General features: G+C 46.7%; 20 protein-coding genes. 9 read left to right on the top strand and 11 right to left on the bottom strand.

The annotated features are described in order from the left end of the window. Positions 1 to 22: 22 nt before the first annotated feature. The 5 genes from MHM95_RS06040 to MHM95_RS06020 all read left to right on the top strand — a co-directional run bounded on the left by MHM95_RS06040 (position 23) and on the right by MHM95_RS06020 (position 5,967). Positions 23 to 199, top strand: a complete 177-nt coding sequence (locus MHM95_RS06040; RefSeq protein WP_022944499.1) for a hypothetical protein — start codon at positions 23 to 25, stop codon at positions 197 to 199. Next, the gene (locus MHM95_RS06035) at positions 199 to 771 is read left to right on the top strand and encodes a hypothetical protein (RefSeq protein WP_022944498.1); all 573 of its coding nucleotides are present in this window, start codon (positions 199 to 201) and stop codon (positions 769 to 771) included. The genes MHM95_RS06040 and MHM95_RS06035 overlap by 1 nt, the downstream gene beginning before the upstream one ends. Before the next feature lie 961 nt (positions 772 to 1,732). Continuing rightward, positions 1,733 to 3,103 carry an MATE family efflux transporter gene (locus MHM95_RS06030; protein ID WP_239384685.1) on the top strand — a complete coding sequence of 457 codons (1,371 nt, stop codon included), beginning with the start codon at positions 1,733 to 1,735 and terminating at the stop codon, positions 3,101 to 3,103. 12 nt (positions 3,104 to 3,115) lie between these two features. Next, the gene (gene uvrB / locus MHM95_RS06025) at positions 3,116 to 5,122 is read left to right on the top strand and encodes an excinuclease ABC subunit UvrB (RefSeq protein ID WP_022944495.1); all 2,007 of its coding nucleotides are present in this window, start codon (positions 3,116 to 3,118) and stop codon (positions 5,120 to 5,122) included. 131 nt (positions 5,123 to 5,253) lie between these two features. Continuing rightward, entirely contained in the window at positions 5,254 to 5,967 is a 714-nt protein-coding gene (locus MHM95_RS06020) for a transporter substrate-binding domain-containing protein (protein ID WP_239384684.1), read from the top strand. On the opposite strand, the gene MHM95_RS06015 is transcribed toward MHM95_RS06020, so the two are convergent. The 3 genes from MHM95_RS06015 to queC form a co-directional block, all read right to left on the bottom strand. Further along, positions 5,968 to 7,299: a diguanylate cyclase gene (locus MHM95_RS06015; RefSeq protein ID WP_239384683.1), complete on the bottom strand. Its 1,332-nt coding sequence runs from the start codon at positions 7,297 to 7,299 to the stop codon at positions 5,968 to 5,970. It abuts the gene before it with no gap. 37 nt (positions 7,300 to 7,336) lie between these two features. Then, complete coding sequence (locus MHM95_RS06010) at positions 7,337 to 7,567, bottom strand: hypothetical protein (protein WP_239384681.1); 231 nt, start codon at positions 7,565 to 7,567, stop codon at positions 7,337 to 7,339. A 99-nt stretch (positions 7,568 to 7,666) separates the two neighbouring features. Further along, positions 7,667 to 8,374 (bottom strand): 7-cyano-7-deazaguanine synthase QueC, encoded by a 708-nt coding sequence (gene queC, locus MHM95_RS06005; RefSeq protein WP_268743718.1) that lies wholly within the window; start codon positions 8,372 to 8,374, stop codon positions 7,667 to 7,669. 93 nt (positions 8,375 to 8,467) lie between these two features. On the opposite strand from queC, the gene queE reads away from it, so the two are divergent. Continuing rightward, positions 8,468 to 9,133, top strand: coding sequence for a 7-carboxy-7-deazaguanine synthase QueE (gene queE, locus MHM95_RS06000; protein ID WP_239384679.1), 666 nt, complete (start codon positions 8,468 to 8,470; stop codon positions 9,131 to 9,133). A 71-nt stretch (positions 9,134 to 9,204) separates the two neighbouring features. Here queE and bcp read toward each other — a convergent pair whose 3' ends face one another. Then, entirely contained in the window at positions 9,205 to 9,681 is a 477-nt protein-coding gene (bcp, locus tag MHM95_RS05995; protein ID WP_022944490.1) for a thioredoxin-dependent thiol peroxidase, read from the bottom strand. 9 nt (positions 9,682 to 9,690) lie between these two features. Further along, entirely contained in the window at positions 9,691 to 10,224 is a 534-nt protein-coding gene (locus MHM95_RS05990) for an ACT domain-containing protein (protein WP_045978992.1), read from the bottom strand. A 344-nt stretch (positions 10,225 to 10,568) separates the two neighbouring features. Between MHM95_RS05990 and bamC the strand changes: the two genes are divergently transcribed. Both bamC and MHM95_RS05980 read left to right on the top strand, forming a co-directional pair. After that, positions 10,569 to 11,627, top strand: a complete 1,059-nt coding sequence (gene bamC, locus MHM95_RS05985; RefSeq protein WP_022944488.1) for an outer membrane protein assembly factor BamC — start codon at positions 10,569 to 10,571, stop codon at positions 11,625 to 11,627. 106 nt (positions 11,628 to 11,733) lie between these two features. Continuing rightward, positions 11,734 to 13,098 (top strand): YjiH family protein, encoded by a 1,365-nt coding sequence (locus MHM95_RS05980; protein WP_239384677.1) that lies wholly within the window; start codon positions 11,734 to 11,736, stop codon positions 13,096 to 13,098. Here MHM95_RS05980 and MHM95_RS05975 read toward each other — a convergent pair. Next, positions 13,095 to 13,283, bottom strand: a complete 189-nt coding sequence (locus MHM95_RS05975) for a DUF2897 family protein (protein WP_022944486.1) — start codon at positions 13,281 to 13,283, stop codon at positions 13,095 to 13,097. The two genes, MHM95_RS05980 and MHM95_RS05975, sit on opposite strands and share 4 nt — an antisense overlap. A gap of 108 nt (positions 13,284 to 13,391) precedes the next feature. Between MHM95_RS05975 and MHM95_RS05970 the strand changes: the two genes are divergently transcribed. Next, on the top strand, positions 13,392 to 14,729 hold the full coding sequence (locus MHM95_RS05970; RefSeq protein ID WP_045978994.1) for an ankyrin repeat domain-containing protein: 1,338 nt from the start codon (positions 13,392 to 13,394) through the stop codon (positions 14,727 to 14,729). 67 nt (positions 14,730 to 14,796) lie between these two features. Here the strand turns inward: MHM95_RS05970 and MHM95_RS05965 are convergent, their stop codons facing one another. The 5 genes from MHM95_RS05965 to MHM95_RS05945 all read right to left on the bottom strand — a co-directional run bounded on the left by MHM95_RS05965 (position 14,797) and on the right by MHM95_RS05945 (position 18,438). After that, positions 14,797 to 15,252: a DUF2069 domain-containing protein gene (locus MHM95_RS05965; protein ID WP_045978995.1), complete on the bottom strand. Its 456-nt coding sequence runs from the start codon at positions 15,250 to 15,252 to the stop codon at positions 14,797 to 14,799. After that, positions 15,245 to 15,796 (bottom strand): NAD(P)H:quinone oxidoreductase, encoded by a 552-nt coding sequence (gene wrbA / locus MHM95_RS05960; RefSeq protein WP_022944483.1) that lies wholly within the window; start codon positions 15,794 to 15,796, stop codon positions 15,245 to 15,247. Before wrbA ends, MHM95_RS05965 begins: the two co-directional genes overlap by 8 nt. Beyond that, positions 15,797 to 16,144 carry an arsenate reductase (glutaredoxin) gene (gene arsC / locus MHM95_RS05955; RefSeq protein ID WP_239384675.1) on the bottom strand — a complete coding sequence of 116 codons (348 nt, stop codon included), beginning with the start codon at positions 16,142 to 16,144 and terminating at the stop codon, positions 15,797 to 15,799. It abuts the gene before it with no gap. Between the two features lie 178 nt (positions 16,145 to 16,322). After that, a complete protein-coding gene (locus MHM95_RS05950; RefSeq protein ID WP_045978996.1) occupies positions 16,323 to 17,768 on the bottom strand; it encodes a M48 family metalloprotease in 1,446 nt (481 codons plus the stop codon). 1 nt (position 17,769) lies between these two features. Further along, complete coding sequence (locus MHM95_RS05945) at positions 17,770 to 18,438, bottom strand: hypothetical protein (RefSeq protein ID WP_239384673.1); 669 nt, start codon at positions 18,436 to 18,438, stop codon at positions 17,770 to 17,772. Positions 18,439 to 18,455 lie beyond the last annotated feature (17 nt).

Raw genomic sequence — 18,455 nt, 5'->3', positions numbered from 1 at the left:
TCACAGTTTAAAAGGAGTTTATATGAAAATTAATAATACGAATGCTCAGATTGAGCTAGCTAAAATTGAAAACTTAAAAAGCCAACCGCAACCCATTAAAGAAGATGTGACACAGAATTTTTCAAAGCTACTTGATGATCAGGTGTCTCTCCAGAATGGTGGTGGTGGTCATCCAGATGGTAAGAAAAAAGAGAACTAATGTCGTGGTTTACTCTCGACTTAGCAACTGCTTATTGGCTTAACAAAGCTGAGCTTTTGGCTTTTGTTGTAGCTTCTTTTGGGGCTTACTTTAGTAAACCTAGAGATACCTCTGTACTGATTTGTGCAGGTGTAATGGCAGTCGGCTTAGCTTGTGGGGATGTCTTACATGCGAATGTTTTATCAGTTTTAGGTTCTGATAACCAAGTCTATTTCTGGTATTTGGTTTGGGCGCTTCTGTCCATCCTGCAGGCATTATTTGTGATCTTTTTTCACTGGCTTAGAGGAGAGCTTTTTTCCAAAGCTGTCAGTGTGGTGTTAGCGACAATGGCCATTAATGCATTTATGAACTGCCTAATGTTTATAGACAGAAACATGCATGCTTTAAACGGTTCTGCGCTCCCAAACGTAAGCTCTGAGAATTCATGGCTTTTATGGGATATTTATAGTTTAGTCATTAATGCCAATCTTTTATTTTTGGCCATAGTGTTGGTCTTGTATCGTTCGTTTCAGGGTGGAAATGTATGGATTTTTTCATTGTACTTTGCTTGCTTGGGGTTATTGCTGCTCTAGTGTTCTTTTCTTTTCGGGTGTCTGATCTCCAGTACAGGATAAGAGTACCTGAGAGACATCTGCAAAAAATGACGGAGGACTCATTAAATGAGTTGTGTACTTTGCTTAGGAAAGAGGGAGTACCTAAGGAACTCGTTGAAATGGTCCGAAATCGTAAGCTAGTGAGCCGTACAACGCAGTTAAGCGGATTTACAAGTAACCCTAGCGGTGAGTTCATTGAGCTCATTAGAGGGGCTGAGGAGCTCATTGATAGGCAGTATGAAACAGGCGAGGATCTGTCTGAGCCAATCTCTGCACTTCTTAAGCTGGCTAAGACTAGTATCAAGTAAAAAGCAGCTTAGCTGCTTTTTTTTTGTGTCAGATTTATCAATTTACCCCGCGCGGCCTTGAATGATAACGACGTGATTTATCAATTTACCCCGTGGTGTTTATCAATTTGGCGACGCGGCTACATCTGTCAGTAACTTATACTTTCATGACTCATAGCGCAAACAACCCGAAGATGAACGTAAACTCAGTAAAAAACGAGCAAATTAGCTTAACCCCTTATAATTAAAGGGGTGGCGTAACTTATCCACGAAATCTGTGGATAAGTCTGTTTATGAATAGGGCAAGGGCAGTAGCTATCGGTATCGACAGAGAGCGAGTAAGAATGCAAGAGGAAAAGGATAAAAAATATTTTTATTTAAAATCAATGGTTTACTCTTATATTCTTTAGCGTTACTTAAAGAGCGTTTGTTATAATCTGAATTGACGATGTATTCATCTTACTGTGTAAAAAAAAGTCATTTCATCCCCAAAATGTATACATGCTGTAAATAATTTGTTTTTTACATGCTTTTGCACAAACAAGTCAGCCAAATTTAGAAAAAGATCATTTTTTATGCACCATTTAGGCGTAGCGAGGGATGCTTTGATGCTTTAGAATGGGGATTTGGAATTAGCAGCAATAAGCGTCGATATGGCTACAGCCGAAACTCATTCTTCTGATCATGCGCAACCCTCTCAGCTTCTTCATGCTGCCATTGTACCGACTTTAACGAAAATGACTGTGCCGATGATTTTTGGCATGATCTTTCTAATGATGTTTAACCTAGTTGATACATTTTTTATTAGTATGCTAGGTACACAACCTTTAGCGGCAATTAGCTTTACCTTCCCTGTGACATTCACTGTTATTAGCCTCGCTATTGGTCTAGGGATTGGGACCTCAGCGGTGATAGCTAAAGCATTGGGAGCGGGTGAGCATGCTCAAGCTCGCTTTGATGGCACGGTTGCGCTCATTGTTTCAGCGATACTTGTGCTCTTGCTATCGGTAGCAGGTTATCTCTTTAGCGAACCGTTGTTTAAGCTTCTAGGGGCCCAAGCACAGTTGCTACCCATCATCGACCAATATATGCATATTTGGTTTCTAGCCAGTGTGCTATTAGTCACGCCCATGATTGGCAATGCTATTTTGCGCGCGAATGGCGATACTAAGACGCCTAGCCTGATCATGGGCGGCTCTGGACTTATCAATGCCATACTTGATCCTGTGTTGATTTTCGGCTGGGGCCCAATTCCGGCACTAGGTGTCCAAGGCGCGGCCATTGCCAGTGCAATTTCTTGGGTTGTTGGCGTTATTTTGGTGCTGCATATTCTCATTGTGCGTCGTAAACTACTGAGCAGTCAGTGCCGCAGTCAGAGTTTTTATGGGGCAACACGGAAGATTTTAAAAATAGGCTTTCCTGCGGCGGGTGCGAATATGCTAACGCCTCTAGCGATGGCCGTTATGACTGCTATCGTCGCTACCTTTGGTGCACCAGCGGTGGCTGCGTTCGGTGTCGGCAGCCGGATAGAGTCGATAGCGTCGTTGGTGGTGTTGGCGTTGTCAATGACACTACCGCCGTTTATCAGCCAAAACTTTGGAGCCGGGAAAATAGAGCGGGTGCTTGAGGCATACCAAAAGACCTTGCAGTTTGTCCTTATTTGGCAATTGCTCATCTACTTATTACTGTTAGCTGTGGGTCATTGGATAGCGCTTGCTTTTGCTAGTGAGAGCCAAGTACGGGAGCTGATCAGCTTATTTATTTACATTTTGCCGCTATCGTATGGCCTACAAGGCGTTATTATTTTAACTAACTCCTCGTTCAATGCCTTGCACAGGCCAATGAATGCACTCGTTTTGAGCGTAATTCGGTTGTTTGTCTTTTATGTGCCGATTGCCTATGTTGGCAGTTTAATCGCCGACTTAACCGGTTTATTTATTGGCGCGGCAATGGGTAATCTGTTTACAGCCGTCGTTGCGTACTTATGGTTCACACACGAGCTTAAACGCCACAGCCAACAATAAGGAGTCTTGTTAGTGAAAGATATGTTCGAATTGGTATCAGGTTACTCGCCAAGTGGCGACCAACCTAGTGCCATTGCCCAGTTGGTCGAAGGGTTAGAAGCGGGACTGGCTCACCAAACTTTGCTCGGCGCGACAGGAACCGGCAAGACCTTTACCATGGCTAATATTATGGCAGAGCTTAATCGCCCGACTATTATCATGGCGCACAATAAAACGCTGGCGGCGCAGTTGTATGGCGAAATGAAAGAGTTCTTTCCCAATAATGCTGTGGAATATTTCGTCTCATACTACGACTACTACCAGCCAGAAGCCTATGTAGTTGCAAGCGACACCTTTATCGAAAAAGACGCCTCCATTAATGAGCATATTGAGCAAATGCGGTTGTCGGCCACCAAAGCCTTATTAGAGCGGCGCGATGTGGTGATTGTGGCTTCCGTTTCCGCCATTTACGGTCTTGGCGATCCTGATTCCTACATGAAAATGATGCTGCTATTGAAAGTCGGAGATACCATAGACCAACGTGATATGCTGCGGCGTTTAGCTGAGTTGCAATACACCCGTAATGATATGGATTTCAGCCGGGGCACCTATCGCGTGCGGGGCGAGGTGATTGATATTTTCCCCGCTGAGTCCGATGATATTGCCGTACGCGTCGAGATGTTTGATGATGAAATAGAGCGCTTAAGCTTATTTGATCCGCTCACCGGCCATGTGGAAAAAAACCTTGTGCGCGCCACCATCTACCCAAAAACACACTATGTTACACCCCGTGAGAAAATATTAGCGGCTATTGAGAATATCAAAACCGAATTGAAAAGCCGCCGCCAACGCTTGCTTGATGACAACCGGCTGATTGAAGAGCAGCGAATTGCGCAACGCACCCAGTACGATATTGAAATGATGCAAGAGCTTGGCTATTGCAGTGGCATTGAAAACTACAGCCGTTACTTGTCGGGTCGGGCGCCAGGCGAGCCACCGCCAACCTTACTGGACTATCTCCCGGATGATGCTTTGATGATCATCGATGAGTCTCACGTTACCGTGTCACAAGTGGGGGCTATGTATCGTGGCGACCGCTCGCGCAAAGAAAACCTTGTCGAGTATGGCTTTAGATTGCCCTCGGCAATGGACAACCGGCCGCTTAAGTTTGAAGAGTTTGAGGCCATTATGCCCCAGACTATCTATGTATCTGCCACCCCAGGGGATTATGAGCTAGACAAGTCCGCAGGCGAAGTTGCTGAACAGGTGATCCGTCCTACTGGCTTGGTCGACCCGCAAATAGAAGTGCGTCCCGTGGCCACCCAGGTGGACGATTTGCTCTCTGAAATATATAAACGTGTCGAAGTGAACGAGCGGGTTTTAGTGACCACCCTAACTAAACGAATGGCGGAAGACCTCACTGATTATCTTAGCGATCATGATGTGAAGGTGCGCTATTTACACTCTGATATTGATACCGTAGAGCGCATGGAGATCATTCGCGATTTGCGGGCAGGGGTATTTGACGTGCTCGTTGGCATCAACCTGCTGCGAGAGGGGTTAGACATGCCGGAAGTGTCATTGGTCGCTATTTTGGATGCCGATAAAGAGGGCTTTTTACGTTCAGCGCGCTCGCTTATTCAGACCATTGGCCGTGCAGCCCGTCATATTAACGGCCGTGCTATTTTATATGGTGATGTGATCACTCGTTCAATGCGTCAAGCCATGGATGAAACCAACCGCCGTAGAGAAAAACAAATAGCTCATAACGAAGCCCATGGGATCACCCCGCAAGCGCTGAAAAAACGTATTACCGATGTCATGGATACCGGCGAAGAGGTACAAAACAAAGCGGCGCAGGCACGCCTTAAACCGGCATCGAAAAAGGCTGGCACAACAATGGATGCCAGTGAAATAGCTAAAGAAATTAGTCGCCTAGAAGCACAAATGCACGAATTTGCTCGTGATTTGGAGTTTGAAAAAGCGGCCAAAGTACGCGACCAAGTGCACGAACTACAGCAGCAGCTTATTCATAGCTAGTGGCCATCGGCTCCTTGCATATTAGTTCGTTGGAGACTATAAACTAAGGATATTATTCCTGCAAAAGCGGTTGGCACACGTTGATTTTAAAAGCGTGTTTTTCACTTCTCGGCTGCGCTGTTATGTGCTGCGTGGCGCCGGTTTTTGCGCAGCCGCAACGCGTTGAAATACTGGTTGATCAAAGCTATCCGCCTTACACTTATGTTCGCCAAGGCACTTTGCAAGGCGATTACGTTGTATTGGTGCAAAGCGCTGCTAAATCCCTTACTGACTATGAGGTGGTATTAAAGCCAATGCCTTGGAAACGGGCGCTGCAGCAACTTGAGCAAGGCGCTGCGTTTGCGATATTACCGCCCTATAAACACCTTGAAAAGCGTCCCTTTATCGATACGTATTCTCTGCCACTTGAGCAAGAAACAGTGGTCGCACTGTGCCACAACGATACTGATTTACCATCAGCATTAGCTGGCAAAACGGGCCCAGCGGTTAATATTGGTGTCAACGCTGGGTACTTAATTTTCGACCATGCAGTGCGTGCAGCCCAGCAGCGCGGCGATGTGCGAGTATGGCGCAATGCCAATACACGCTCAAACTTGTTTAAGCTACTAAAGCAACGAATTGAGTGCTACGTGAATGACCGCCGTTCAAGCGAGTATGAATTAGAACTCATAGTGCAGCGACACCCTGAACTTGCTATAAAGGCGCAGAATTTGACTGTGCAGCATGTGTTAATGACACGCTCAGCCCATATCGGCTATGCGCGGGACGAACGCGGCAACTACCCTTTTAAATATGATTTTATAGCGAAAATGGATGCCGCTTTGGCTGAGCTCATCAACCACTGATTATTTTTGCTGCGCTTTGTCGCTGTACATACGTTGATCTGCTTCGTTTAGCAGAGCTTCAATATCCAGTGTTTGGTCGGTATGGCAACTGTAACCGCAGCTTAGTGAAGGGTAGATAAACAAATCGCCATGGGCGAGGGGAGTGCTTTCTATATGGCGGCGCACTTTTTCGACAATTTGTGCGACCGTATCCGGATCATTTATACGATATAAAAGCACTAAAAACTCGTCACCGCCAAGGCGGGCAACCACATCGGCGTCGCGTAGTGCAGTTTCTAGTTCTCGGGCAACATGAACTAGCAGCGCATCCCCCACCGCATGACCAAAGTTATCGTTTACTTGTTTAAACTCATTTAAATCAATACTGATGATGGCAAACTTCTTTTCTTGCTGTGGGTCATTGACCAAGGTATTAAGGCGTTGCATGATATATCGCCGATTTGCCAGCTTGGTTAGCTCATCCTGCAAAGACATTGTTTTAGTGAGGTGGTATGCCCGCACCAGTATCGCGATAGAGAAATACAGTATAATGGCAGCAGCGATACTGATGGCGCCGAGTAGTTGGGCATTGTCATCGTGGTTGCTGGGGATGCTATAGCGGGCCGCAAGTTGCCAGCGGCCATTAGGAAGTTGGATGCTGGCGGTGCTGTCAGGATTACTGAAGATGCTAGCATCGCCATAAAATACTTTGCCCTCGGCACCCGATGCATTCACTCCACGCAAAGCGATATGCAAGTGCTCAGTATCTTTGATACCGACCTGTTTATACAGTGTGGCTAAATCCATAACCACACTGAGGGTGCCCCAATAATGGGCGTTGACGGGGTAGTCATCAAAAAGAGGGAATCGTGCGATGATCGCTTGGCCGCCTTGCACTAGCTCTAAAGGGCCTGCAATGACTACCTTTTTACTTCGTCGCGCTTTAACCACGGTGGCGTATTGCTCAGGGCTGGATTTGAAGTTAAAACCAATGGCGCGCTGATTTCCTTCTAATGGGAATACGTGGCTGATAGTATCATTGGGAGCAAGCCCTAAATTGCGTACCAATTGCGATTGTTCTAGGGTTTTAGCGGCGATGGTATGCCAATTAGCAATGGCCAGCTCAGGGTTTAGAGCGACCACGGTTGCCAAGCTTTCAGCGGCGAATACATCTTTGAAAATGGTGGTTTCTATTTTGTTGCGGACAAGTGCGGTTTGCTCGCGCAGGTGTTGCTCACTCTCTGCTTTTTGTTTTTCATAATATGCCGAAGTGAGTAGGTGAATACCAAAGCCAGCCACGCAAAAATACGCTAGGCTCGCAAAGATATAAAGGTATAAACGCTTGACGCTCATGGTAGCGGCAGCCACAAATAGCACACAACTGGGTGCATTAAAGGTTATTTATTTCTTGTTCGACGCTAAATCCCTTATCCGTCACAACTTTTTCTAATACTTGTACACGTTCTTTGAGTTGGGAAAGCTCCTTGCTCATGGTTGTGAGCTGCTCATTTTCGCGACCAGCACGTGCGTTCAGCGCTTTTTGTTTATTACGAACATCCACTACCATTACCGTGGCGACAATAACAAGGGCGGCTACCACCAACATCAGCGCTATGTACATGAAATAATTCCCTATTAATTTGATCTACTGTTCAGTATAACGGGAAAATTCAGTATGACCACTGACAATTTTACAATCATCAGTGGTCAACAAGCAGGGTTAAGACTCGTAGGGGAGAGGATCCGTTGCGTTATTTTCCGCAAACGCTTCTAAGCGCTCCTGGCAAGCACCGCATTTGCCACAGGCTTGTTCACGGCCGTTGTAGCAGGTCCATGTTTGACTGTAGTCCAAGTCCATGGCCAAGCCGTCACGGAGAATATCTATCTTACTGCTATCTAAGTAGGGGCAGACAATTTCGACTTCGTCATAATTAGCAATACGGCATACGTCATCCATTTTCTTCACAAATTCAGGACGACAATCTGGATAAATGGCATGGTCGCCCGAGTGAGCGCCGTAATAGACTTTATTGGCCTTAAGTGAGACAGCATAACCGACAGCGAGCGACAACAAAATCATATTGCGGTTCGGCACTATCGTGCTTTTCATGCTTTCTTCTTCATAATGGCCTTCGGGAACATCGATGTCGTCGGTCAGTGACGAGCCACCAATCAATTGATTTATGGCAGAAATATCAACGATTTTATGATCCACCCCAAGGCGCTCACAGACTGCTTTTGCAACCTCAAGCTCTTTAACATGGCGCTGACCATAGTTAAAGGAAAGTGCATACACTTCGTGCCCCTGCATGCGTGCCTTATTAAGCACAGTGAATGAGTCCATGCCGCCGGAATAAATAACTACAACTTTTTCTGCCATGGTGCCTTCTAGCCTTTTATCATAGAGGTTTGCATTCGGGCGCGGTATACTACAGGGTTTGAGAGTGGATCACAATTATTCCCGAATACGGGGCTGTAAATGTCACACGCTAATGTAAAGTATGAGCAGTAGGTAAGTTTTTTGTACCAAATTAATGAGATTTTTGAAACCATCCAAGGGGAAGCCAGTTACACTGGTACACCGTCTATTTTTGTGCGTTTGCAAGGGTGTCCTGTAGGGTGCGCGTGGTGTGATACCAAACAGACATGGGATGCAAGTGATAGCTACGTTGTAAGCCTTGAACAAACAGTGGAGAAAAAAGCAGATTCTCAACATTGGGCCCATGCCAGCGCCGAAGACGTACTGGCGTTATTTCAACAGCGCGGTTATCTTGCCAAACATGTGGTGATCACCGGCGGCGAACCTTGCTTATTTGATTTAAACCCGCTGTGTGAGCTATTGCATGAACATGGGTATTCCACGCAAATAGAAACTAGCGGTACCTTTGCCATAAAGGCTCCGGCGCAAACTTGGGTGACAGTGTCGCCGAAAATTAATATGCGTGGTGGGTACGATGTGCTGGCCAGCGCCATGCAACGCGCCGATGAAATTAAGCACCCAGTAGCGATGCAAAAACACGTGGATGAGCTTGAGGCTCTATTTGCGCAAACAGGTGTGACACCTAAGCTTGTGTACCTACAGCCCATTAGCCAAAAAGCGAAAGCTACCAAGCTGGCAATTGATACCTGCATTCAGAAAAACTGGCGTTTATCAGTACAAGTCCATAAATACATTGGTATTAATTAACTTCCCTCACGAGCTGAGTGCTGCAGCATACTGAGGTTATGAAAAAGCCCACATACCGTGGGCTTTTTGCGTTACGCGTTATGCTCTTGCAAATAATCGAGCACCACTTGGTGGTGTTCTTTAGTTTTAAACTTGTTGAATACGTGTTTGATATTGCCATCTTGGCCAATAAGGAAGCTGATACGATGGATGCCGTCGTATTCTTTGCCCATAAATTTTTTCAAGCCCCACACCCCGAAATCCTCGGCAACTTTGTGGTCTTCATCGCTAAGCAACTGGAAGTTTAGCTCTTTTTTAGTTTCAAAGTTTTTCAGCTTTTTGACCGGATCGGGGCTGATCCCGACTGCAACCGTATTGTGCTCGCTAAGAGCCGCTTTGTGATCGCGCAATTGCTCGGCCTGCACAGTACACCCAGGAGTAAGCGCTTTAGGGTAAAAATAAACTAACACCTGATGCTCTTTTAGGAGTGCTTCTAAGCTGACAGGGTTGCCGTCTTGGTCTTGAAGGTTGAAAAGAGGGGCTTTATCGCCTGCTTGTAAGGTATTCATAGTGATTCCTTATCTTATTCGTCTGAAAATGTAATCAATTTCAAGGCGTTGCGATAACGCCTCAAATGATACTTTAAACGCGTCTATATCTAATTCTTGCGGTACGTTAAATTCAAGCTCGCAGCGCATGTATGCCTGCTCTTCTTTATCGAAGGTGTCTGATTTTAATGAACAGATGCTAATACCGTATTCGGCAAAATAGCCTGTTACTTGGCTCAGCGTACCTGGGGTATCAACGCCGTGATATTCGAGGTTGTAACCGCCACCATATTGCTCTGCATTATGACTTGAAGTGCGCTTCATCATTGTTAATAAGCCCAGCTCCATGCCCGTGGCTGGCAGGGTATGCTCTACGCGGCTGATGGCCGCCATGTCGCCGCACAGCAACATAATGAAAGTAAGCTCATTGCCTAAAATAGCGATTCGGCTATCGGTGATATTACAGTTACAGTCACTGACTAATTGCGTTAGTGCGCTGACTACACCGGGTTGATCTTCACCTATAGCGGTGATCACTAGTTGTTGTTTGGCTAATTCAGCCATGTTGTTCGACCCTTGCTAAGAGAAAACGAAAACCTTTAAATGGCCGCGCAGTTTAGCACAACCAGCGGTGTTACGCGCAACTTTTAGCCGTGACCGAGTTTATTCGTATTTGCACGGCGTCTTTCTTGTTTTTACAGCAATGTAAAAGTACCATAGTGAAAATTTTTGCCATACCGCTGATTTAGATGAGCGGTGGCGAGTGTCGATACTCTGCTTAATACCGCTTGCAATGGTCAATGGATCAGTTGTAAGTGCACCAAGTTTTAACCTGACACTGAACCAATTACGTCTCACCGACTCAAAGTCCGTAGAATAAAAAAAGGTGAGCATAGGAGATAGACAACGTGCAGTATTGGATCCCTAAAGCATTGATGTTAAGTGCCTTAGTCAGTTTAAGCGGATGCGGTATTTTTACCAGCGAAGCACATCATCCACGTAATTACCGTACCAATGAACCGGTGGTGGCCCCTGAAGGGCTTGATGCACCGCGCCAAGACCCAACCTATAAAATGGATGTTGCCCGTTACGATAATAGCGAACAAGCAAAAGCAACAAAGCCGCCAATGCAAATAATGCCGCTTGCTGAGGGCAGTTGGCTGGATGAAAACGAAAAGCTGGCCCGTGTATATTTTGACAAAAACGAAGGCATCGAAGATCTTGATGAATTTATTTGGCACGCAATTGAGGGCGTTTTATCTGACTACAACACGCGAGCAGTAAGTGCGGATAAGTTAATCGGCACCGTGGAAACCGATTGGTTTTCAATCGTGCGAGTTGAAGAAGGGTGGTTATGGGATGACGAGATAGTCGCTGAGCAGCGTTACAAGTTCATCATCGAGGAGAAAGACCATCAGCGCACTGCCGCTTTGCGCGCAGAAATGGTGGACTATCGCTCAGACGATGTACCCCTGACGCCACTATTACAACAGCGTCTTGAAACCCGCGCGCTCAACGCGGTCATTTCGGAGTTTGATTATCGCTATCGTCAATTGAAAGTAGAGCTGCGCCAGCGCCAAGGGATCATTTCTCTGGATATGGGTTTTGACAATAAAGGCAATGCGGCACTGGTCACAGAGCAAGCTTACAATGTCGTGTTTGAACGCTTTGCAGGTTTCTTGGAGCGGCTGCAATTCACCATTGTCGAGGTGGATGTAGATTCAGGGCGAATCATTGCAGATTACACCAAGCCAGAAGCCAGCGTTTGGGACTCTATCTGGGGCGAGGAAGCCATGCAGCTACCGCTTGAAGATGGGCAGTATCAAATTTTGATGAGCACTACGCGCGAGGGTGGCACCAGCATTACCTGGATGGATAAAGAGGGTGAAGTGTTGCAACCCGGCACCATGAACGATTTGCAACAAGCGTTGGTGCAAGCGCTGCGAACCCGAGGAATTCAAATATAACGCCTGATAAGCAGGCCATGAAGGAAAAGAGTGTTGTGCTCTTTTCCTTTTTTCATGTATAGAGCCCAGTAAATGGGCTAATAATAACAATGAACAAGTAACGATTATGACAACAAGCCAACCCCGTTCAATGGCCAGCACTTTGCTGACCTTTATTATCCCCTCCTTGATAGGGGTATTTTTGTTTATGGTGCCCATTCCTTGGGAAGGGGAGATAAAAATCACTGTGGCGATATTGGCTGATATGCTGCGTGTGTGGTTAGCGCCAATAGCCAGTACCTTATTGCTAATAATTATCTGTGGAACCGGGTTGCTCTCTTTACTTATGAGTACCGCGCAACCTCGGTCGTTGTTTGATAACACTTTAATCCGGCATCTGTTTGTTGTGACGCCCGTGTGGTTGGTGGTACGCCTTTTGGGCATGGTGTTTATTGTGATGACCTATTTTGAATTAGGTCCAGTGGCGATTCATTCCGAGAACACCGGCGCATTTGTTATGAATGAGCTGCTGCCGCTATTGCTCACGGTGTTTATCTTGGCTGGTTTTTTGTTGCCATTGTTACTTAATTTTGGGTTATTAGAATTGGTGGGCACGCTGTTTACGAAAATTATGCAGCCGCTCTTTGGCGTGCCAGGGCGCAGCGCGGTAAACTGCGCGGCATCCTGGTTAGGGGATGGCAGTGTCGGTATTTTGATGACTGCGCGCCAATACGAGGACAAGCATTACACCCAGCGTGAGGCCGCTATTATTGGCACTACGTTCTCAGCAGTGTCGATTACCTTCTGTTTTGTGGTGATTGGGCAGGTACGATTAGAACACTTATTTGCGCCGTTTTACCTGACGGTATGTGTCGCTGGTGTGGTATGCGCGCTCATTCTCCCACGTATTCCACCACTGAGCTTGAAAAAGAACACCTACGTGGACGGCAGTACTCAAAATCAAGATGATGAGTCGCACTCGGCGCAGAAAAACCTTTGGCGTCAGTCTTTGGATATGGCCTTGCACAAGGCGCGCCATGCTAAAGGGGTTAAGGGCACGGTACAAGAAGGTGTGCACAACGCATTAGACATGGTTTTTGCCGTGTTGCCTGTGGTGATGGCGGTGGGTACGTTTGCTTTGATCATTTCTGAATACACCCCAGTCTTTACGTGGCTAGGTAAGCCTTTTATTCCTTACCTTGAGTTATTAGGGATCCCCGAGGCCGTCAAAGCATCGGAAACCATCGTTGTTGGCTTTGCTGATATGTTTATACCGTCGATTCTAGCGGCATCGAATATTGACAGTGAAGTGACGCGTTTTATCATAGCCGCCATGAGTGTCACGCAGCTGATTTACATGTCAGAGGTGGGGGCCTTACTATTGGGTAGTAAAATACCGGTAAATATAGTTGAGCTATTTATTATTTTTATATTGCGAACGCTGATCACCTTACCGGTGATCACGCTAATGGCAAACTGGCTAGTGGCTTAGTCTTTGTCGCAGTGCTCATCTTGGGCACTGCGCTGCTTTTCTTTCAGGCGCTGTCTGGCTTTCTCAACAGGGTCTTGATTTAGGCGTTTCATATCCAGTTTGGCGGAGTATTTGAGCAGCGCTATATTGCTCCCGACGAAGCCAAAAACGGCGACGATAATTAGAATAACTTGCCAAGTTTGCATTGCACTGTTCGCTCATGTATTAAGTGAAGGGTAAGGCTGTGCCCTTTATAACTGACACCACCGTTGCCATGCAACATTAACAAACATTTAGTGGAGTTTTCCCAAGCAATGGAAAAGGTACTAATTTGGCCTGAACACTATCCGTTATTACTCAAGGGGCTTATTGAGCAAAACGGCGCATTTATTTTAGACGCCCTTGAGGCGTGGCCGGCGTGTAGTACTAAAATCGAAGATAATGTCAGCACCACGGTGTTACCGCCTATTTATTACTTGGTATGGTTGGCGCCAAGAGACCCATTTGACGAGTGTACTTTCCAGCATATCAGTGACTTTGATGAGCAGGCCCATCAATATATTAATGCCGCACGAGAGTATTTTCTAAATAATGAATACACCAACGAGCAAATAAGCGAGTTTTTGCTTGAACGTTTGAGCCAATATGCCGATGTAAATGCCCAATTGGCGCTAGAGTCGCCGATGTCATTGGCGCAATTGTTATTTGAACAGCGCTATTTTTCGCTGTTGGAGCAGTTGCTAGCTCGCGGCGCGCTGCTCTCCAGTGCGGACATTATGCTGGTCTGGCAGGAAGTAGACTTTCGAGCTAAGTTCTCAGCGTTTTTACCACAGTGCGCAGCGGATAAAGACACCGTGCTCGATGCCGCCAAAGCCGAATTGGTGCAAGGTAAAGACTTCTTCACCTTATTGCAGCATCTATCGACCGACGATAATTTGCAGCATCTGCTCGAGCAAGCGCTATTGGCACATTTACAAAGTGAGCATGCTAAACAAAGCTTGGCTATGCGCTTTGTTGAGCAAGGTGCGAAAGGCAGCGAATATAACGAGCAAGGACAAAGCGCACTGATGCTGGCCGCTGAGAAAGGCTTTGTAGCGGTGCTTGAAGCCATCCTCGGCGATGCCTCGATGGATGCTAAAGATGAGCAGGGCAATACTGCTTTGCACTATGCTGTGGCAGCCGATAACAGCGCATGTTTGAAGTTGTTGTTGCGCGCCGGGGCTAACTTTCACGCTAAAAATAACGCTGGGCTCAGTTGTTATCGTTACGCCGTAGAGCGCAACCGAAAAGAGCTGGTGCGCCTGATGGAGCGTGAATTTGGAATTAAAGAGCTTTCACCACAGGGGCAGTACATGCGTGTTGCCAAGGTGCATGTATTGCACGCTTTGGTGGTGATGTTGCTACCGCTGCAGCTGTTTTTCTTTTTTGATGAGAGCATTGAGCATAAAAGCGAGCTCACCATCGCGTTGACGATGTTTTCCATGGTGGCGATATTTTTTGCTATCAGCTTAAAGCGCTGTGCGTTGTATCCACAGCTAAAACACCCCTTTGGTTTAGGGGTTATTCGCATGGGTTCGGTATTATCCTTGGTGGCCCAATTAGGCCTGTTATCGGTCGTTGCCTTGGCGTTTTTAAGCCAGCTGGCGGGCTAGAGGCACTTTTAGGTCGTTATTATGCAAACATGCCGAAGCGCAGTACTCTGGCATGTTTGCGAGCTTACTAACTATCTTTGTGGTGATTTTGGCGATGATATTCTTGTGCCGCCTTCTCCTGGGCTAGGTCATCTTTAAGCTTACCTACTTTTAGTCCCAATTCTTGACCGCGATGTCGGGCATAGTAAGTACAACCTACAAACATCATGCTTGAGAGTATTAACTCAAGAATGACCCAAAGGCGCTCGTCGGGGCTGACCCACAACAAGGTAAAACCATGAATAAAATAAATCATGACCACAAAGTTGGCCCAAGCATAGGTGTAAGGTTTGTCTTGAATAATGCCTTTCAATGGCAGTAACAACGGCAGAATATACAAACCAAACGTAAATGCCAGTGAATAGTCAGTGCGTGGTACCAAGACAAACATCCACAGCGGCATTAGAATTAGCAGGCCAATGTAGCCGGTCAACGCCAAAAGTTGGTAGCGTTTAGTGATCGGTTTTTTTGCAATATCAGTCATTAAGCTTTCTCGTTAACGTTGCTAAGCGCTTGCCCAGAGCTTGGCATATCTGTTTTTCATCGTTGCTCAATTGAGCGTTATTGTGCGCCCCAGATACATGGCTTGCCCCGTAAGGCGCGCCCCCCGAGGTGGTGCTACTCAATGCCGGGACGTCATAAGGCACCCCCACCAATAACATGCCATGGTGCAGGAGCGGCGTGGCCAGGTTAAGCAAGGTCGCCTCATTACCTCCGTGCATGCTACTTGAAGAAGTAAACACACAGGCTGGCTTATCAATGAGTTCGCCTTTAAGCCACATCTCGCTGGTTTGCTCCCACATCGCTTTTGCTTGCGAGGCCATCATGCCAAAGCGAGTCGGAGTGCCAAAAGCCAATGCAGAACATTGGCTGAGCTCGACTAAGTCTACTTGAGGGTGCGACCCATCCTCACTGACGCAGCGTATCAGCGTATCAACGCCTTGTGCTTCAATGCTGTCGGCAAGTTCCTCGGCCAATGCGCGAACACTGCCACCTCGAGAATGGTACAGCACTAAAATAGGTGCCATTTACAGCAGCTCCAAGACATTTTCAGGAGGACGTCCAAGAACGGCTTTATTGCCATTTACAACAATAGGACGTTCGATAAGCTTTGGATTGTGATGCATGGCATTTAATAGCGCCTGTTCGTCATGCTGGTTTTTTAAATCAAGCTCTTTGTACGTGTCTTCTTTGGTACGCATTAATTCGCGGGCAGAGCTAAAGCCTAATTGTTGTACCAGTGTGTTTAGTTGCTCTACGCTGGGGGTATCGTCTAAATACTTGATGACTTCTGGCTCTACACCTTTGTCCTCGATTAGGGCCAAGGTTTGGCGTGATTTAGAACAACGTGGATTGTGATAAATAACGATAGACATAGCTTCCTCTTGCGGATGTTTTGCCCTTGATTGCTGTGAGCTGGCCACAACCATATTGGCCTTGGCAGTGCAGGCGGGGCCGATAAATTTATACCTATAGTGTAAAAGATACGTGCGCCCGTTGATAGAGGCGCACACCTTGTTGCTTCAATTTGCGCCACCGAGGTGGGCATATGCGTTATAAACGAGCGAGCTCTTTTTGCATTTGCCGGTATTGCGCTAACAATGCCTTCAGCCGTTTATGTTTAATCGCTTCATTCGGTTCAATATGATTAAGGGCTTTTTGAACTTCATCAGCGGCTTTCATATACGCCCCCACCTGAGCCATTAAATCCGCATTAGCCTCATGGTAGGCTGCTTTGTCGTCTTGGCGTCGATAGGTAGTGGTAAGCAGCTGCTTAGCCAAAAAGTGGTCTGGTTTTTCCAGGGTAAAACTACGCAACAGTTCAGTGGCCAGCGCATAGTCCTCGGCTTCAATTGCAGCGTGGGCGTAGTTTAAGGTTATAACTTGGTTGTTTGGCCGCAATTGATGAAATGGGCGCAAATGCTCAAGGGCTTTGTCGGGCTCGCCCTTGCCAACATAGTAATCGGTTAGCGTATCCAAATAAAAAAGATTACTCGGGGCGCGTTCCAACAAGGGCGCGAGGTATTGCCATGCTTGGTCGAATTTTTTCTGGTCGATTAAGGTCAGCGCCAGTCCGTAGTGCAATGCTGACTTGTCGCCATAGGCGTTCTCCCGCAGTAGTTTATTAAACTGCTCTTGCGCTTGTTGTGAGTCATAACCGTAGCGGGCTAGAATGCGACTTTTCGCAAGGTAGAACTCTAAGCTTTGGCCATATTGACGCTTTTCATATTGCTGTGCACGCAAGCGGACATCACTGATCCGGCTTTGTGGTAATGGGTGGGTAAGAATAAATACTGGCGGCTTTTGGCGGTAACGAATTTGCGCGGCCAGTTTTGTTAAAAACTCGCCAGAAGCATGAGGGTCAAATCCAGCTTCGTATAAAGTGCGCATGCCGATTCGATCGGCCTCTTGCTCAGCCCCCCGGCTATGACTTAGTTGGCTCAGTGCGCTTTGTGTCTGGGTTCCGGAAATAATGGCCATGCCGGCATCGGGGGCAACAACGGTCGCTAGTATACCGGCAATCAGCCCGGCAATAGTAACCCCAGAGTTATCTTTTTGCTGCTGCAAACGCCTTGCTAGGTGGCGCTGAGTCACGTGCGCAATTTCATGCCCGAGCACAGACGCCAATTGACTCTCGTTATCCGCTTGAGCGATTAGCCCGGTATGAACGCCAACGTGCCCGCCATAGAAAGCAAATGCGTTAATATCTTTGTTATTTATCCAGAAAAAAGAAAATGGAAAACGCACATCGTCGGCGTGGGAGACAAGCTTATTGCCAAGCGTAGTCAGGTACTCATCAAGCACGGGGTCGTCGATGACCGGCGATGAACCGCGAATTTGCATCATCATCACATCGCCAATAGCCCGCTCTTTTTCAATGGGCAGCACCTGCAAAGCCGAGGTGCCTAAATCTGGCAACTCAAAGGTATTTTGTGCCTTTACTGGCATAAACGTTGTGCTCAATAAAGCACAGGACAACAAGATACGTTTAAAAGGCATATTATTCCTTGTGGTTATAATCATCTGGCTCCATCAACCTAGCCAGTGCGAACTCACTACCGCCAGCGTTGTGGTGCTTTTCGCACATTTTGTAGAACTCTTTTATTGAGACTCCGTTGTAGGCTTGAACGTTCAATTCGCGACGTAACAATTCAACCGTGTTATGTACGACTTTATGGGCATGGATGATCAGAGCTTTATCGGCTTCATCACCATTATCAAAGAAAAATGCGATGAATTTGTGCAACTGGCCGATGCGGATCACATGCTCCATAGTCGCCGGATCCCACACATCGAATTCCATTTTGGCATTATCACGTACGTAATGACGAATTTTTTCGTCGCCAGCATAAGCATAAGCACTGAGCTCAAAGCCTCGCTCGGTAAAGCTTTGATGTAAACCGATACGCGGCTTGTTATCGCAGTGGATAATGCCATTATGATCTTCCTGCCCACCGAGTGTCTTCAGGTTCCAATTCCGTTTATCGAGTAAGCGCTTGATAGCCGTATCAAACCCGTGCTCTAGCAGGTTTTCAGACTCACTGAGGCTTTGTGACACCATATGGTAAAAAGGCGGCAGTTCACCCCAGTTAAGCTGTTTTTTATACCAATTGATTTCCTTTAAGGTCGGATTGGCAGGCAGTCTAGCTTTGTTATGCGACGTTGCCATGACACGCTTCCTTCATT

The sequence above is a fragment of the Pseudoalteromonas sp. CnMc7-15 genome, assembly GCF_022347925.1.
GTDB lineage: Bacteria > Pseudomonadota > Gammaproteobacteria > Enterobacterales > Alteromonadaceae > Pseudoalteromonas > Pseudoalteromonas ruthenica.
The sequence above is the reverse complement of the archived record's forward strand: the minus strand, read 5'-3'. Positions and strand labels throughout refer to the sequence as shown.

What these genes read in the sequence shown, in the direction of transcription:
- MHM95_RS06040 (WP_022944499.1), top strand. Translation starts at nt 23, where the DNA reads ATGAAAATTAATAATACGAATGCTCAGATTGAGCTAGCTAAAATTGAA.
- MHM95_RS06035 (WP_022944498.1), top strand. Translation starts at nt 199, where the DNA reads ATGTCGTGGTTTACTCTCGACTTAGCAACTGCTTATTGGCTTAACAAA.
- MHM95_RS06030 (WP_239384685.1), top strand. Translation starts at nt 1,733, where the DNA reads ATGGCTACAGCCGAAACTCATTCTTCTGATCATGCGCAACCCTCTCAG.
- MHM95_RS06015 (WP_239384683.1), bottom strand. Translation starts at nt 7,299, where the DNA reads ATGAGCGTCAAGCGTTTATACCTTTATATCTTTGCGAGCCTAGCGTAT.
- MHM95_RS06010 (WP_239384681.1), bottom strand. Translation starts at nt 7,567, where the DNA reads ATGTACATAGCGCTGATGTTGGTGGTAGCCGCCCTTGTTATTGTCGCC.
- bcp (WP_022944490.1), bottom strand. Translation starts at nt 9,681, where the DNA reads ATGAATACCTTACAAGCAGGCGATAAAGCCCCTCTTTTCAACCTTCAA.
- MHM95_RS05990 (WP_045978992.1), bottom strand. Translation starts at nt 10,224, where the DNA reads ATGGCTGAATTAGCCAAACAACAACTAGTGATCACCGCTATAGGTGAA.
- MHM95_RS05980 (WP_239384677.1), top strand. Translation starts at nt 11,734, where the DNA reads ATGACAACAAGCCAACCCCGTTCAATGGCCAGCACTTTGCTGACCTTT.
- MHM95_RS05975 (WP_022944486.1), bottom strand. Translation starts at nt 13,283, where the DNA reads ATGCAAACTTGGCAAGTTATTCTAATTATCGTCGCCGTTTTTGGCTTC.
- MHM95_RS05970 (WP_045978994.1), top strand. Translation starts at nt 13,392, where the DNA reads ATGGAAAAGGTACTAATTTGGCCTGAACACTATCCGTTATTACTCAAG.
- MHM95_RS05965 (WP_045978995.1), bottom strand. Translation starts at nt 15,252, where the DNA reads ATGACTGATATTGCAAAAAAACCGATCACTAAACGCTACCAACTTTTG.
- wrbA (WP_022944483.1), bottom strand. Translation starts at nt 15,796, where the DNA reads ATGGCACCTATTTTAGTGCTGTACCATTCTCGAGGTGGCAGTGTTCGC.
- arsC (WP_239384675.1), bottom strand. Translation starts at nt 16,144, where the DNA reads ATGTCTATCGTTATTTATCACAATCCACGTTGTTCTAAATCACGCCAA.
- MHM95_RS05950 (WP_045978996.1), bottom strand. Translation starts at nt 17,768, where the DNA reads ATGCCTTTTAAACGTATCTTGTTGTCCTGTGCTTTATTGAGCACAACG.
- MHM95_RS05945 (WP_239384673.1), bottom strand. Translation starts at nt 18,438, where the DNA reads ATGGCAACGTCGCATAACAAAGCTAGACTGCCTGCCAATCCGACCTTA.